At 35.8% G+C, this 15,801-nt stretch carries 14 protein-coding genes; 4 read left to right on the top strand and 10 right to left on the bottom strand.

The window, feature by feature from the left end; genetic code table 11:
• The first annotated feature begins 3 nt into the window (after positions 1 to 3).
• The gene (murA, locus tag J0871_RS12660; protein ID WP_208225730.1) at positions 4 to 1,317 is read left to right on the top strand and encodes a UDP-N-acetylglucosamine 1-carboxyvinyltransferase; all 1,314 of its coding nucleotides are present in this window, start codon (positions 4 to 6) and stop codon (positions 1,315 to 1,317) included.
• 110 nt (positions 1,318 to 1,427) lie between these two features.
• Here the strand turns inward: murA and J0871_RS12655 are convergent, their stop codons facing one another.
• The gene (locus J0871_RS12655; protein ID WP_208225729.1) at positions 1,428 to 2,888 is read right to left on the bottom strand and encodes a TonB-dependent receptor; all 1,461 of its coding nucleotides are present in this window, start codon (positions 2,886 to 2,888) and stop codon (positions 1,428 to 1,430) included.
• Positions 2,889 to 2,993: 105 nt separating this feature from the next.
• Between J0871_RS12655 and J0871_RS12650 the strand changes: the two genes are divergently transcribed.
• Complete coding sequence (locus J0871_RS12650; protein ID WP_208225728.1) at positions 2,994 to 3,755, top strand: MBL fold metallo-hydrolase; 762 nt, start codon at positions 2,994 to 2,996, stop codon at positions 3,753 to 3,755.
• A 1-nt stretch (position 3,756) separates the two neighbouring features.
• Complete coding sequence (locus J0871_RS12645) at positions 3,757 to 4,257, top strand: hypothetical protein (RefSeq protein ID WP_208225727.1); 501 nt, start codon at positions 3,757 to 3,759, stop codon at positions 4,255 to 4,257.
• Here J0871_RS12645 and J0871_RS12640 read toward each other — a convergent pair.
• The 9 genes from J0871_RS12640 to J0871_RS12600 form a co-directional block, all read right to left on the bottom strand.
• Positions 4,254 to 4,913, bottom strand: a complete 660-nt coding sequence (locus tag J0871_RS12640; protein ID WP_208225726.1) for an alpha/beta fold hydrolase — start codon at positions 4,911 to 4,913, stop codon at positions 4,254 to 4,256. The two genes, J0871_RS12645 and J0871_RS12640, sit on opposite strands and share 4 nt — an antisense overlap.
• A complete protein-coding gene (locus tag J0871_RS12635) occupies positions 4,914 to 5,240 on the bottom strand; it encodes a hypothetical protein (protein WP_075327010.1) in 327 nt (108 codons plus the stop codon). It abuts the gene before it with no gap.
• 44 nt (positions 5,241 to 5,284) lie between these two features.
• Positions 5,285 to 6,535, bottom strand: a complete 1,251-nt coding sequence (locus J0871_RS12630) for a dihydroorotase (RefSeq protein WP_208225725.1) — start codon at positions 6,533 to 6,535, stop codon at positions 5,285 to 5,287.
• 54 nt (positions 6,536 to 6,589) lie between these two features.
• Positions 6,590 to 8,515, bottom strand: a complete 1,926-nt coding sequence (locus tag J0871_RS12625) for a BatA domain-containing protein (RefSeq protein WP_208225724.1) — start codon at positions 8,513 to 8,515, stop codon at positions 6,590 to 6,592.
• Between the two features lie 43 nt (positions 8,516 to 8,558).
• The gene (locus J0871_RS12620) at positions 8,559 to 9,761 is read right to left on the bottom strand and encodes a GAF domain-containing sensor histidine kinase (protein ID WP_208225723.1); all 1,203 of its coding nucleotides are present in this window, start codon (positions 9,759 to 9,761) and stop codon (positions 8,559 to 8,561) included.
• Positions 9,762 to 9,826: 65 nt separating this feature from the next.
• Positions 9,827 to 11,038 (bottom strand): GAF domain-containing sensor histidine kinase, encoded by a 1,212-nt coding sequence (locus J0871_RS12615; protein WP_208225721.1) that lies wholly within the window; start codon positions 11,036 to 11,038, stop codon positions 9,827 to 9,829.
• A gap of 61 nt (positions 11,039 to 11,099) precedes the next feature.
• The gene (locus J0871_RS12610; RefSeq protein WP_208225719.1) at positions 11,100 to 11,864 is read right to left on the bottom strand and encodes a TIGR02757 family protein; all 765 of its coding nucleotides are present in this window, start codon (positions 11,862 to 11,864) and stop codon (positions 11,100 to 11,102) included.
• A 5-nt stretch (positions 11,865 to 11,869) separates the two neighbouring features.
• Entirely contained in the window at positions 11,870 to 12,544 is a 675-nt protein-coding gene (locus J0871_RS12605) for an ABC transporter ATP-binding protein (RefSeq protein WP_208225717.1), read from the bottom strand.
• Positions 12,545 to 12,680: 136 nt separating this feature from the next.
• Positions 12,681 to 15,119 carry a DUF5916 domain-containing protein gene (locus J0871_RS12600; RefSeq protein ID WP_208225715.1) on the bottom strand — a complete coding sequence of 813 codons (2,439 nt, stop codon included), beginning with the start codon at positions 15,117 to 15,119 and terminating at the stop codon, positions 12,681 to 12,683.
• A 135-nt stretch (positions 15,120 to 15,254) separates the two neighbouring features.
• Between J0871_RS12600 and msrA the strand changes: the two genes are divergently transcribed.
• On the top strand, positions 15,255 to 15,797 hold the full coding sequence (msrA, locus tag J0871_RS12595; protein ID WP_208225713.1) for a peptide-methionine (S)-S-oxide reductase MsrA: 543 nt from the start codon (positions 15,255 to 15,257) through the stop codon (positions 15,795 to 15,797).
• The last annotated feature ends 4 nt before the right edge of the window (positions 15,798 to 15,801 follow it).

The raw sequence follows: 15,801 nt of genomic DNA, 5'->3' as shown, positions 1-15,801 counted from the left end.
TTCATGGGAACTTTCCAAATTGAAGGCGGGCAGCAACTTAGTGGCGAAATTCAACCACAGGGAGCCAAAAACGAAGCCCTGCAAATTCTATGTGCCGTATTATTAACTTCAGATGAAGTTGTGATTAATAATATTCCAGATATCCTGGATGTGAATAAATTAATTCGGCTTCTTGAAAATCTTGGAGTAAAAATCAAAAAACTTGGAAAAGGAAGTTATTCTTTTAAAAGCGACGATCTCGATTTAGATTATCTAAGCAGTAACCAGTTTAAAAAAGACGGTAGTGGTTTGCGAGGATCAATTATGATCGTGGGACCATTACTGGCAAGATTCGGTAAGGGATTTGTTCCAAAACCAGGCGGAGATAAAATTGGTAGAAGAAGGCTGGATACACATTTTGAAGGTTTTATTAAACTAGGTGCCAAATTTAGATACAATAAAGAAGAACGTTTTTACGGCGTAGAAGCTCCAAATGGATTGAAAGGCAGTTATATGCTTTTGGAAGAAGCTTCGGTAACGGGTACTGCAAATATTGTAATGGCAGCTGTTCTTGCTGAAGGAACCACTACCATTTATAACGCCGCTTGCGAACCTTATTTACAGCAACTTTGCAATATGCTGAATTCAATGGGCGCAAATATTAGTGGCGTAGGTTCTAACCTTTTAACTATTGAAGGTGTGGATTCCCTAAAAGGTTGCGAGCATAGAATTCTTCCAGACATGGTTGAAATCGGTTCCTGGATTGGTATGGCGGCGATGACCAAGAGTGAACTTACCATTAAAAATGTAAACTGGGACAAGTTGGGAATTATTCCAACAACTTTTAGAAAATTAGGAATCACCATAGAACGCAAGGGAGACGATATTTTTATTCCTGCGCACACCAATGGCTACGAGGTTCAGAGTTTTATAGATGGTTCTATAATGAATATTAGCGATGCTCCCTGGCCAGGTTTTACGCCAGACTTATTGAGTATTATTCTGGTGGTTGCTACCCAGGCTCGCGGAAGTGTACTTATCCACCAAAAAATGTTTGAAAGTAGATTATTCTTTGTGGATAAACTGATAGATATGGGAGCTAAAATTATTCTTTGTGATCCGCACCGGGCTACGGTAATTGGGCACGATTTCCAGTCGCAGTTAAAAGCTACCACAATGACTTCTCCAGATATTAGAGCGGGAATTTCCTTATTAATTGCTGCACTTTCAGCAAAAGGAACTTCTACCATACACAATATTGAACAAATAGACAGAGGTTACGAAAATATAGATGAACGTCTTAAAGCACTTGGCGCTAAAATAGAGCGCGTAGCTTAAAGCTTTTGCAAAGAAAAACCCTGGATTCTGAAATAAATTCAGGATGACTAATAAATAAAAAATCCAGATGATTAATTCATCTGGATTTTTTTGTTAGAATTTTTCTGAAACTAAACTTCGGTTTCAGCTTTTTTCTTGTTCTCTTTATAATGGAAAAGATTATGTTCTTTAATCATTTTAGTTGTTTTTTCTGGAAGCATATCTTCCCAACCTTCTTTTCCTTCACTAATCATTTGTAAAACTTCTCTTGAATAAACATCCAGAATTTCAGGATTATAATTCTCAATATCTTCAACTCTACCATTATACTTAAAGAATTTATACAATTCTTTCATTCTAGGATGAACTTTTAAGTTATCGCTGGTAGTAATTTCTCCGGTTTCTGGATCTTTAAGCGGGTAGAGGTAAACCTTAAGGTCTTTAAAGAATAATTTACCAAAAGCTTCCAGAATACCACCACTTAGATGCCTGTAATATTTCTCATCAAACACATCTACCAGGTTATTTACACCCATAGTTAAGCCCATTCTTTGCTTAGAATATCTTGAGAAGTATTCAACTACACGATAATATTCCTGGAAATTGGAAATCATTACGGTTTGTCCCAGGGAGCATAAAAGTTTTGCCCGGTCCATAAAATCGCGTTCATCAATTTCACCTTCGGCCCTTAGGTTAGAAAGGGTGATTTCAAAAATAACTTCGGTATTTTCTTTTTCTACCTTGCTTTCTTTCAGGAATAATTCAAGCGAACGCTCGTACATATCCATATTTACCTTAGTTACGGGTCTAAAACTTCCGCGTAGCGCAAGGATATTCTTTTTATATAGTATTTTGGCAGGAAGTACGTTATTACCATCTGGAGCAAACATTACGGCATCTGTCATTCCGTTTTTAACCAGCTGTAAGCTCATTAAACGGTTGTCTACACCTTTAAATCGGGGTCCGCTAAAATTTATGGTATCAATTTCTATTTGATCTTTATCTATATGATCGTAGAGGTAACGTAAAAGTTTCTTGGGATTATCATATTTATAATAAGCTCCATAAATTAGGTTTACGCCCAGTATTCCAAGGGTATTTTGCTGGTGGCGGGCATCGTTTTCATGAAATCTTACGTGCAGGCTAATCTCGTTATAATCTTCTTCCGGACTTACCTGATATCTAATTCCTACCCAACCGTGGCCTTTATATTTTTTTGCAAAATCTATAGTAGCAACGGTATTGGCGTAACTAAAAAAAAGTTTATTTGGGTGTTTTTCCCGGGAAATTCGTTGCTCTATTAAGCCAATTTCATGGGAAAGCATCTTCTTTAACCGTGCCTCGGTTACATATCTCCTGTCATTTTCCACTCCGTAAATAGCATCACTAAAGTCTTTATCATAAGCACTCATAGCTTTTGCGATAGTACCGGAGGCGCCACCGGCTCTAAAAAAATTTCTTACCGTTTCCTGGCCGGCACCAATTTCAGAAAAAGTTCCGTAGATATTTTCGTTTAAATTAATGCGAAGTGCTTTGCTTTTTATTGAAGGAACATTTTCAAATTCCTTATCGCCCATTATTGTAATTGGCATAATTTTTCTTTTATGTGTGGTTTCTTTTTTGCTTAATCCAAAGGTACTAAAATCGGTAAGGTATTGAAAAAAAATATCTTTACTTTTGCCTAAAACATAGAATTCTTGGAAGTAATATTTTTAGGTACAGGCACCTCACAGGGAATCCCTATTATAGGCAGTAAACACCCGGTTTGCCTTAGTGATAATCCCAAAGATAAACGCTTGCGGGTATCGGTTTTAGTAAAATGGGAGGAATATAATATCCTTATAGATTGTGGTCCCGATTTTAGGATGCAAATGTTGGCTAACCCTGTAGAAAGCCTTGACGCCATTTTGTACACCCACGAGCATAACGACCATACTGCGGGTTTAGACGATATTAGGCCATTTTTCTTCCGCCAGGGAGATATCCCGGTTTTTGCACATAAAAGAGTGCTGGATTCGCTTAGAAAGCGATTTGGGTATATATTTACTTCAACAAATAAATATCCCGGAGCACCAGGGGTACAGGAGAACGAAATTGTAAATGAAGCTTTTTACTTCAAAGATTTAAAAATTACTCCTATAAATTATATGCATAACCGCTTACAGGTTTTTGGATTTAGACTTAAAGATTTCGCTTATCTTACAGATCTTAAATCTATTGAAGAAGAAGAAGTTCAAAAACTGGATAGCGTAAAGGTGCTGGTAGTTACCGCTTTAAGAATAGAGCCGCACCATTCTCACTTAAACCTCGAGGAAGCCTTAGAATTTATAGCAAGAGTTAAGCCCGAAAGAGCCTATTTAACCCATATTAGTCATTTACTGGGCTTTCATGATGAAGTGCAGCAACAACTTCCCGAAAATGTATTCGTGGCCTACGATAACCTAAAAATCACCATTTAAGATGCGTAAAAATTTATTACTTTACCTTTTTATCTTTTCACTTTTGTTTACCATTTTTATTTATGTGAACGATAAAAAGATTCTTGATGCCCGCGATGCTGAAATTCAAAAATTAAAAGCCGAAGTTGAACGTCTGGAATTAGAGAATGAATCTGCCGCTGCTTTAAACCAAAATGAAAGTTATTTTTCTTTGATGGATAACGAAGATGCAATGACTTATTTTGAAAATAAAGGCATTGAAGCCAAAGATGTTCGTGAGGCTATAGAAAATGAATTAATGAACCAGAATAAGGTAAACGAAGATAATTCTTATGTGCCTTTTGATGGGATGGAAGGCGATATGCACATTAATAAAATTAAAGTTCTAAATCATAAATGGGTTGTTGCCGATTTTACCGATGGTACCTATTGGGGCGAAGTATTTTTCACCTATTTTATTGATGAAAACGGGAAACCCGAACTAATTGTCGAAAAGTCTTTTATTTACCCGGCAGCTAATTAAATACGTTTTTTAAGCCATTCTCTTAATTCATAGAAATTCTGTGGAGCTACACCGTGGCCCACAGGAAATTCTGAATAGCTGTTTTCAATATTCAACTCATCCAATACCGGTTTGGTTTTCCTGGCCCATTCTACCGGAATCACCTGGTCTTGAGAACCGTGCGAACAATAAAACGATAGTTTAGAGAAATCGTTTTTCTCAAATCCCGGAGTTATAATTTCTTTATTTATATAACCACTAAGCGCCACGATGTTTTTAACTTTTTTGGGATAGGAGAGGGCTACTGCATAACTTAAAATGCTTCCCTGGCTAAAACCTAAAAGCGTTACATTTTCAGCATCTAAATTATAGGCTTCAATCGCTTCATCAATAAATTTGGCAATTAGATCTCTTGATTCTTTGGCCTGCGCATCGTCACTAAATTTGCCATCCTGGTTATCCCAGTGAATTGCATACCACGCATTTCCATAAGGTTGCATTGCGTAAGGTGCTTTTACCGAAATCACGAATAATTCATCGGGTAATTCTTCGGCAAAAGAGAAAAGGTCATTTTCATCGCTTCCGTAGCCGTGAAGCATAATAAGCAACGGTGTCTTTTCAGTTTGGGTTTTCGGTTTTCTTATAAGGTGGTGTAGAGAAAGTTCTTTGGTATTCATTTAATTTATTGTACTAAACCATTTTTGAAAATATGCGCCTAAAATTGGCACTTCTTTTTGTTCGCCCTGAATTGCGGTTACCAGGCCATAAATACCCAAAACCGCAATAAAAATATAAAAGGCAGATGAAATTAACCAGCTGTCAAATAATCCTACTAACACTCCTAAAACATAGAAAGTGACGTGGATGCCAAAAGCCTGCCTAATATGAAATGAAGCAAACGGATTTTTATTTTCGTTGTTCATAAAATAGGCTATAATGGTGCCAATAATCGTGAGATAGGCAACTATAGCTGGGGTTTTTCCTTCTTCGGCCACTGTTTTCATAGCTGGTTTTCTAGGTTGTAAAGATATTAAATTTATAGTGAAATCTATAAACCAAAATCTCCCGCTTTGGTAATTATTCCCAAAGCTTTTCCTTTTATTTGATGCCCTTTAAAAATACTGTTTGTTGAAGTCGAAAAAATATGGGCTTCGGTAAATTCATAATTTTCATTTGGGATAAAAAGACTAAGATCTGCAGGATTTCCTTCTTTAATTTCTATGTCTTCTAACCCAAATCTTTGTTTTCCTTTAGAAAGCATTTCTATAACTTCTTCGGTAGAAAAAATTGTACTTAAAGCTCCAAAAGCAGATTCCAAACCAATACTTCCATATAAAGCATTATCAAATTCTACTTTTTTATGCTCGGTATCAATAGGAGTATGATCGCTGGTAATCATATCTATAGTTCCGTCTTTTAAGCCTTTTATGAGCGCTTTTATATCTTCTTTAGTTCTAAGTGGAGGCAAAACCTTAGCATTGGTATCAAAGTCCTGTAGTAGTTCATCGGTAAATATTAGATTATGAATAGCTACACTACAGCTTACATCCAGGCCTTTCTTTTTAGCTTCCTTTATTAAGGAAACCGATTTTTTAGTAGAAATTGTAGGAATATGCAACTTCCCACCGGTGTATTCCAGAAGATATAGATCTCGCGTAATTTGCAATTCTTCGGCCAGGTTGGGAATTCCTTTTAATCCCAGCGAAGTACTGTTTTGTTCCTCGTTCACCATTCCCTTGCCGGCAATACGATCTTCCTGCGGAAAAGATTGCACTAATCCGTTAAAATTTTGAGCATATTGAAGCGCGATTTTCAGCAAATTTGGATTTTTCACAGCACGTTTATAATCTCCAAAAGCAATGGCGCCTCCCTGTTTCATATCATAAAGTTCGGCTAGATCTACGCCTTCACTTTTAATGGTTAAAGCTCCTGTAGGAAACATTTTAACCGGGTGATGTGCTGCCTTTGATTTTACCGAAGTAATTGCACCGTTATTGTCAAGAACCGGAAACGTATTAGGATTTAATGCAATACTGGTAAATCCGCTTTTTGCTGCAGTATCAAGGCCGTTAGCAATTGTTTCCCGCTCTTCAAAACCGGGTTCTCCAAAACTCACACTACTATCAAACCAACCCCGGGAAACGTGAAGATTTTCTTCAGAAATCACTTTATCGGCTTTGGTAGAAATATCGTTTCCTATTTTTATTATAATCCCATTCTCTATTAGAATATCCAGCTTTTTTTTATGGTAAGCTGAGTGTTTATCTATTATTGTTGCCGATTTTAAAAGTAGTTTCATTTAGTTATGTTTTTGTCCCAATTTGTTGCTAATCCCTATTCAGTAATAATGCGATTATTTCAAATATTTTAAAAGAAACATCTCCGCGCTTAAAAATATAAGTGCAAAAATAACAAAGCATTTCCAAAGCTCGTTGCTTTGTGCCGCGGCATTTATTTCATTAAAATAAGAGCCTATATTAGCGTGTATTTTTACGTTTTCTGTTTCCTGGGGATTATTATATTCCAATTCACTTTCGGTCCTTGGTGCGTTAAAACTTATGTAGCCCTGGTTTTCGTTTTTGTATTCCAGCGAATAATTACCTGATGCTATATCCAGGCCGGAAGTTAAAATCTCCAGATTATCACCTAAAGCACGTTGCTGCGGAATAAAATCTTCGGTATCTGAAACAATATGAACAACCTCGTCTTGGTGGGTTTGAAGCGGAATATTAATCTCGTTTTCCTGCCCCGTTTGGTAGTATAAATTTGGCGTTTTTAAAGCACTAAGACCTATATTATAAAAAACAGGAACAATTAATGGGGAATTTTTGAAATTTGAATTTTCAGAATTTAAAGCTGCAGAAAAAAGAAATATCCCATTACTTTCCACTAAAAAGCCTGAATTATTTTGAAGAGAGATCACCTTATTCCCTTTTTGCATATTAAAGTAGGTCTGCACCTTCGGATAATCAAAATTATCAATTCTTTCTTCAAAAACTCCGGCGAGTAAAGGATGATCAAAAGATAATTCGGTTATTAAAGTTTCACGGGTTTTTAATTCAGAAAATCCTGGTGAATTTATTCGTTTAAGAAAGTTATTGTAAGAATTTATATCTAAGTTTTCTGCAGGAATAATTACCAGTGGAACCGCATTCTTTTGAAGGTTTAAAAGGTTAGATTCTAAAGCGGCCGAAATGGTTTCCAGCTCATTTAGCACCACCAAATCTGCGGAGTTTAAACTATTAAAATCAAGTTGATCTATTTCAAAGATTTCAGTATTAAATTCAGGCGGAGTAAGGATGCGGCTAAGAAAACTGGCATCTGTATTCTGACTTATAACCGCTACATTGGCTGGTTTAAGCTTATTTAAGCTAAAAAACATTGAATTATCGTATGCCAAAGAGGCGTCTTCAATACTTATTATTCCTTTAGAAATTTCTTCTTCATTTATTTTAAAAATGGTTTCTGTTGTTTGATTTTCCTCAAAATTTACGGCGGTTTTTGCTAAAAGTTCTTCCCCATTATAGACCGAAACACTTACGGGTTCTAAAATTTCTACTGAACTGCTTAATAAGACTTTTAAACTAATTTCAGAAGCTTTGCGATTGCTTATAAAAACGGAATCTATACTGATATTCTGAGTATTTTCGGGAACTGCGGGAATTAAATGATAATTTATATTAGAAGCTTCTAATAAATCTTCAGTATTCAAAATTTGCTGAAAATCAGAAATAAAAATAAGATCTTTAGTTCCTGTTACATTATTCAGAAGTTGTTCTGCTCTTAAATTCAGCGTATTAAATTCTGTAGAATTTTCTGCAAAATCGAGGTTTTGGAGTTCGCTGATTAATTCTTCCGCAGTAAGGTTTTTAAACTCGTCAGTATGGGTAAACAGGCTTATTTCTTTATCTTCGGGAAGATTTTTAATCAAATCCTGAATGGTGGCGGCCAGTAGTTCGCCATTTTTGCCGGTGGCTTGCATACTGTAAGAATTATCGAGAAAAATAAGCTGAGCACTTTGGGTTGCATCAGGGTTTTTAGCAGGAAAATAGGGTTGAGCAAACGCCAAAATTAAAGCGGTGAGCATAACTATTCTTGTAGCCAGTACCAACCATTTTTTTAAGCGAGAACTCTTTCGGGTTTGGCGAATTACTTTTTTTAGAAATTTTACATTGGTAAAATCTTCCTTTTGGAAACGGCGTAGTTGAAATAAGTGAACAGCCAGCGGTATGAGTAGTAAAAACAGGGCATAAAGTAATTCCGGCTGTTTAAATTCCATAAAGCTTTAAAAAGTTTATCAAATATATGAAATGGAATTTAAGCTAAGGCCGTTTAATTTTGAATTTAAAAGTACTGCCTTTGCCTTTTTCAGAAATCACTTCAATACTGCCATTCATTTGTTCTATATGTTTTTTAACTGTGGCAAGGCCTATGCCACTACCAGGATTGCCGTACCTGTCTTTGGCATCTAGAGTAGCAAAAAGCTGAAAGATCTTTTCCTTATCGGTAGCAGAAATTCCAATGCCATTATCGCTAACTTCAAAACAATAATAAGTTGAAGTAGTTTTAAAATTAATATCCACTTTTCTAACTTTTGCAGTATTATATTTTAAAGCGTTGCTTATTAGATTCATAAAAACCTGGCTAAGCGCAGCTTTATTTATATTTTTAAGATGACCTTTATCAGGGTAGGTGATTTCTACATCTTCTTCCAGTTTATAAAGATCGGTAATTCGCTTTAAAAGGGTAGGGAGGTGCACATCTTCATAATCTTTTTCTAAAACGTGATCGCTGCGATAAAAACTTAAAATTCCATCTACATAATTGCGAAGGGAATAAGACGATTCTACTAAAAAATCAAGATACTGCCTACTTTGTTCATCAAGTTTTTCATTGTTTTCGTCTTTAAGCAATTCGGTTAAGGAAATAATATTGGCGAGAGGCGATTTAATATCGTGCGAAACCAGGCTGGCAAATTTTTCCAGTTCCTTATATTTTTGCTTTAGCTTTCGCTGTACGTGTTGAAGTTTGTTTTTATGTTTTCGCGATTCAAAGAGATTCATACTTTGGTTCGCTAAAGCCAGTAAAGATTTTTTCTGATCTTCATCTAACTCTCTAATTCTTGTATCAAAAATGCAGAAAACGGCTATTGCGTGGCCATTTGCATTTAAAAGAGGCACACCTGCATAAAAATGATACTCGCGATCGTAAATATTCCTGGCATTTTTAAATAATTCTGGATGCTCGCCACTATTTATTATAAAGATTTCTTCGCTTGTGTGAATGGAATGCTCGCATAAAGCATTTTCCCGGGGAAGTTCGGCCAGTTGAGTACCGTAAGCCGATTTATACCAGATATTATTTTTACCAATAATACTAATTTTTGCTACTGGAACCTGGCAAATCTTTGCCGCTAAAAAAGTAAGCTGATCGTAGTCCTTGTCTTCTCCCGATTTAAAAATTGCATATTCAGCAAGTGCTGCCCGACGTAATCGCTCAGTTGAAGAAATTTTTTTTTGTTGCATACTTTTTTGCAATTAATACAATAATATAAAAAAATTCTTCGATTTTTGATGAAAAAGCTTACTATTTAAGCTTTTCGGCTAATAGAAAAATCAAATCTGGTACCTTTTCCTATTTCCGAATTCACTTTTAAATTTCCGCCTAAATTGCCCACCAATCTTTTTACTGTAGAAAGCCCAATACCATTGCCCTTATTTCCAGAGCGATCACTTTTAGCAACGGTGGTAAAAAGTTTAAAAATATCATCTTCTTTCTCCTTTGGAATACCTATCCCGTTATCCTGTATGCTGAAGTAATAAAAGTCGGGGTTTTGAGAGAATTCAATATCAATAACAATCTTGGGTTTATCGTTGTACTTAAGGCTGTTTCCTAATAAATTTAAAAAGATTTGTTCCAGGGCTGCACGGTTAGAACTAATAATGCTATTATCTTCTGGAAGGTTAATTACGCAATCTTCTGTAATATTTAAAAGGTCTATAATTTCTTCCAGCAGTTGGTGCACATCAAATTCTTCGCTGTTTGAAGCGGCAATATTATCGCTCTCATAATGATCTAAAATGCCATTTATGTAACTGCTAAGCTTTAATCCCGCTTGTTTTAGGTTTTTTAAATAATCTAAACCTTCTTCTCCAAGTTTACTACCAAATTTAGCTTTTAAAATATCTGCAGAGATAATCATATTTGCCAGTGGCATTTTCATATCGTGTGAAACCACCCCGGCAAAATCCTTGAGCATTGCATTATGCTCGTTTAATTGCCTTTTAATATTCTCCAGGTAATCGTTTTTTCGTTTTAATTCCAATAGAATTTCTACCTGTTTTGCTAATGATTTTAATGCCTTTTTTTGTTCCTGGCTTAGTTTATTCGGTTTTGTATCAATTACACAAAGAGTGCCCAAAACCATATCATCATAGTTTTTTAGAGGCATACCGGCATAATAAATTATAGGGTCACTATCAGCAAGCACAAAAGGATTATCTAAAAACCGTCCATCTAACCGGGTATCTTCAATCTCCATTAGTTTCTCCGGTTCCAGAATGGCGTGACTACAAAACGAAATATCCCGTTCTGAGGTGCACATATCTGTACCATATTTAGATTTAAACCACTGCTCGTGTTCCCCAACAAGGGAAATTAAAGAAATTGGTGTTTGGCAAATAAAAGACGCGAGTTGAGTGATATTATCAAATTCCTCTTCGGTGGGACTGTATAAAATGTTGGCGTCCTCAAGCGCTTTTAATCGTTGGCTTTCGTTATCTGGAATAGCAGGACTTAACATATATTTGAAGATTGCATTAAAACAAATTTAACAAAATTAAGTGTAACCTGTTAAACTTTTGCTAATACTTTTCGAAGACTCCTAATCCAAATAATGCAAAATCGTATTTAACGGGATCTACTGCATCTAACTTTCGTAACGCCTTATCTAATTCATTTAAAGCTTTGGCATCATTTGCTTTGCGTTTCAAGAGTTTTAATTTCCTGGCTACATTTCCAGAATGTACATCTAAAGGGCAACTTAATTGCGAAGCATGAATGTTCTCCCAAAAGCCAAAATCTACACCGGCCTGGTCTTTTCTCACCATCCACCGCAAGTACATATTTATTCGTTTTGCAGCCGAATTCTTCAGCGGATCACTTACATGTTTCTGGGTTCGTGGGGGATGCGAAATTTCAAAAAATATTTTCTTGAATTCGTGAATAGCGGGTTGAAGGGAATCTTTTTCAGCATATTGGGTAAAAACAGTTTCAATACCACCGTGGTTTAAGTAGATATTTTTTAATGCTGAAATAAAATAAATAAGATCAATATCATTAAAAGTGCGATGAACAAATCCCGTTAAACTTTCCAAATCGCTTTCAGAATGATTTATAATGAAATCGTGCGGACTGCGGTCCAGCATTTCCATTAAGCGATTTGCGTTCTTGAGAATACTTTTTCGGTTTCCCCAGGCAATTGTAGCGGTAAGAAAGCCGCCAATTTCAATATCTTCTTTTTTACTGAATTGATGCGGAATTTGAATAGGATCTGATTCTATAAATTCTGGCGTATTGTATTGTTCGACTTTAAAATCGAGAAAAGATTTGAGTTCACTTTTTTTCAAACTACTTAAATTTCCTTTTTGTCAATAATTTTCCCGTCCTGCATAGTGATTTTTCGGTCGGCCATATCGGCGAGTTCTTCGTTATGGGTTACAATAACAAAAGTTTGCTGAAACTCGTCCCGAAGTTTAAAGAATAATTTATGAAGGTTTTCAGCAGATTCGGTATCTAAATTTCCCGAGGGTTCATCGGCAAAAATCACTGCGGGATTATTAATTAGAGACCTTGCAACCGCAATGCGTTGTTGCTCGCCGCCACTAAGTTCAGCGGGTTTGTGATGTGCCCGGTTTTTAAGGCCTAAAAATCCTAAAAGTTCTTTTGCGCGTTCTTCAGCCTTTTCTTTTGGTGTATTATTAATAAATGCCGGAATGCAAATATTCTCTAAGGCAGTAAATTCAGGCAATAATTGGTGAAACTGAAAGATAAACCCAATATTCTTATTCCTGAATTTAGATAAATCCCGGGACGAAAGTTTATAAATATCGGTATTGTTAATCTCAAGCGTAGACTCTTTGTTTTTTTCAGGTTTATCCAGCGTTCCCAGAATTTGAAGTAAAGTGGTTTTACCCGCTCCCGATGCGCCCACAATAGAAACAATTTCGCTTTTTTTAATATGAAGGTCGAGACCTTTTAATACGTGCAGGTCTCCGTAGTATTTATGAATATTTTTGGCTATTATCATTGTTCGCTAGATAATCGAGATTTAAAAGCTCCAGGGCTTTCCCCGGAAATTATTTTTTACTGAAAACGCCTTTTAACCTGGTTATAGAGATTTATTAGGCTCGTGAAAATTAGCCAAATTCAGCAAAACCCCCAAGCTAAGAATTGAATATGTTTTTTACCCGGTTGTAGTCTATATAATATACTATTCTTAGGCTAAAATTATGTCGCGCCGGCCTGTTGAATAAATTATCCAAACTTTGCTGAAAATCTAGATAACTTAATTCATCTTGGTTAAAAATAGAATTTCTATAGAGTAAAATAGCTTCACTGCCGGGAGCAAACTGCCAGCGGTAGCTTAGATCCAGGTTCCAGATATTAAAATTAGCATCGGGATTATAATTTTCTTCCCTGCTGTAATTTATTGAAGTTAAACTTCCATCTTCGTTTAATTTTGAAAAGCTCCCATCTTGAAACTGCGCCACCGACCAAAAATTTCTAAAACTTAAATTTAAACCCTGTTTCGTGGTGAAATTATAATTTGCCTGAAGCGAATTTTCAAAACTTTTCATATCCCTGTTTCCAAAAATCACCTCTCGCGGTTGAAGGCCTACAAAGCTGGGACGATTTATTTCGTTATCGTATTCAAAACCATAAATCACTAAAAACTTATTGTTTATACGAATTCTGGGTTCAAAAATAAAATTAAAACTTTCCCGGGAACTTTTACTAAAAGTTTGGTAGGTGCTGCGAACATCTACAGCTAACTTTTTTCTATAATCTGAAGATATCCAGCCGTTTGCCGCAATATTCGGTTGATAGGTGATAAAAGTATTCTCGCTTCGTGGTTCAAAAAAGTCTTTAAAAGCCGAATTTATTTCAGCAAAACCTCCAAAAGCAAATCGGTCGCGGGTCATGGCAAAAATACTTACACCCCCGCCGGTTGCAACATTTACATCAGGACGGTAACGCCGTTGGTGATTTGCATATAACTCTATGTTATATTGATTAAAAATGCCGGTGGGTTTAAAAGTTTGATAAGAAGTATTCAGATAAAAATTGTTGTAATTGTTTGTAAAACTTATTCCAAGATCATTAATATCATAAGTTTCGTTAGCAAATTCGTGAGAAACTCCATACCTAAGATTTCCTTTGGTTCTGTTTATTGAAAATAAAGAGGCGAAGCCGGTTTCATTCTGGCCCGGTAAATTCACATTACTCATTTTCGCTTCTCCTACAAAATTAAATGAGTTAGCTTTATTAAAAACGTCAAATAGAAATCCGGTGACATTGGCATCCCTAAAATTCCCTTCCCTGGTAACATTAGTATTAATTAAACTAATAGAAGAATTTTTATTAAAACGTTGGTCAAGCACCAGGATATTGTAATTGGCCAGTGGTTCTGTAATTTTTTCCCTGCTATTGCCGGTGAGGGTGTCTCTAAAAATTGCTTTAGTTTCAGCGGTAACGGCATTAAAAAAACCTACACCCAGACCTCTCTCGGTTCTTCCAGAAATCTTTAAAGCATTAATAAGATCGGTTCTATCAGGATTTTCAAGAATTTCTTCATTATCGAGTTTTTCCCGCTGGGCGCTATTAAAACCAATGGGAGTATTTCCCACGCGGCGAGAATAAAAAAGATCTCCTTTTGTAAAAAGTTCTGTTCCTTCAGTAAAAAATGCGCGGTTTTCCCCAAAGATTTGTTCAAACGGGCCTAAATTTAATTCTACATCATCATACGCAACCTGGCCAAAATCTGGCACTAAAGTCATATCTAAAGTAAAGGCTTTGCTAATTCCATATTTTACATCCAGGCCGGCATTAAAATTGGTTTCAGTTTGACCATCAAATATGTCTATTTCAGCTGAAGTATATGGATAAAAACTAAGTCGGGTAGGAGGTTCAATATTTTTAATACCTGTAAGCAAACCGGTTTGTTGACTCATTAACCCCACGGCTTTATCTACATAATTCCAGGTGTAACTTTCATTTCTATGCGAAATTTGCCTTAAAAACTGAATTCCCCATTCCTGTTCCTGTTTTTCAGGAAATCGCAATGCAGCGTAAGGAATGCGAACTTCGGCATACCACCCACTTTCATCTTGAGAAACTTCTGCTTCCCAAACTATATTAAACCCGAAATCCTCGTTATTTCCGGTTATTTTAGCATCGGCTCTGGTACCCGCAGCGGTAACGGCAAACCTTATTTGATTTTCACCATCGTCATAAGTATTAATATCTATTTGAAAATAATCGCTCTGCTCCAAATTATCCCGTTGGGTAAACTGTTTTACAATCTTTTCCGGTCTATTTTCATATAAATATGCTGCGATATACAGCGCCTCATTAGTATAAACTACTTTCACTTCAGTATTATGACTTTGCGGAATAGGATTGCCATCACCAGGATAATACATTACAAAATTATTAGCGTTGGTAAGGTTATTCCAGGCTTTATCGTCTAAGATTCCGTCAATTACCGGAGATTCCTGAATTTTTGTCGCCGTATAATTTTTACGCGGAAGACTCTCAATTTGAGCCGAAATTTGTTGAGTAAAAATGAAGAATATTAAAATTAACCGGATTTTTGCAGGCATTAATTGATAATTTGATTGAAAATAAGTTCAAATATATCATAGTTCTCAATGCAGTCAAAGCTTTGATTTAAATTCAAGTTAAACTATATCTAATTTGTTTATTATTACCTTAAATTTGCTAAACAAAATTAATCTATGAATACAGAAAATTTAGAACTGGCAACTTTGGCAGGAGGTTGTTTCTGGTGTACCGAAGCTGTTTTTCAACGTCTAAAAGGAGTAGAACAGGTACTTTCGGGATTTACCGGCGGAAATATAAAAAACCCTGCTTATCGTGAAATTATAACGGGCAGAACAGGTCACGCTGAAGCCATACAGATAAGATTTAATCCAGAAATAATTAGTTTTCAGGATTTGCTGTATGTATTTTTTGCCACACACGATCCTACCACATTAAATAGACAACAAAACGATGTGGGAACCCAGTACCGCAGCGCTGTTTTTTATCATTCTGAAAAACAGAAAGAAACCGCAGAAAAGGTGATTGAAGAACTGGAAGAAAAAAAGATATTTGAGAATAAAATTGTTACCGAAATAACTGCAGCAAAAGATTTTTATATTGCAGAAAAAGAGCATCAGGATTTCTATAACCAGCATAGACAGCAGCCATATTGCCAGTTTATTATAGATCCTAAAATAAAAAAACTAACTGAAGTTTTTTCAGATAAACTGAAATAATAAA

It is taken from the genome of Salegentibacter sp. BDJ18 (assembly GCF_017579965.1).
In the GTDB taxonomy this organism is placed as follows: Bacteria; Bacteroidota; Bacteroidia; order Flavobacteriales; family Flavobacteriaceae; genus Salegentibacter.
Note: the sequence above shows the minus strand (reverse complement) of the source record. Positions and strands in the feature narration are given on the sequence as shown.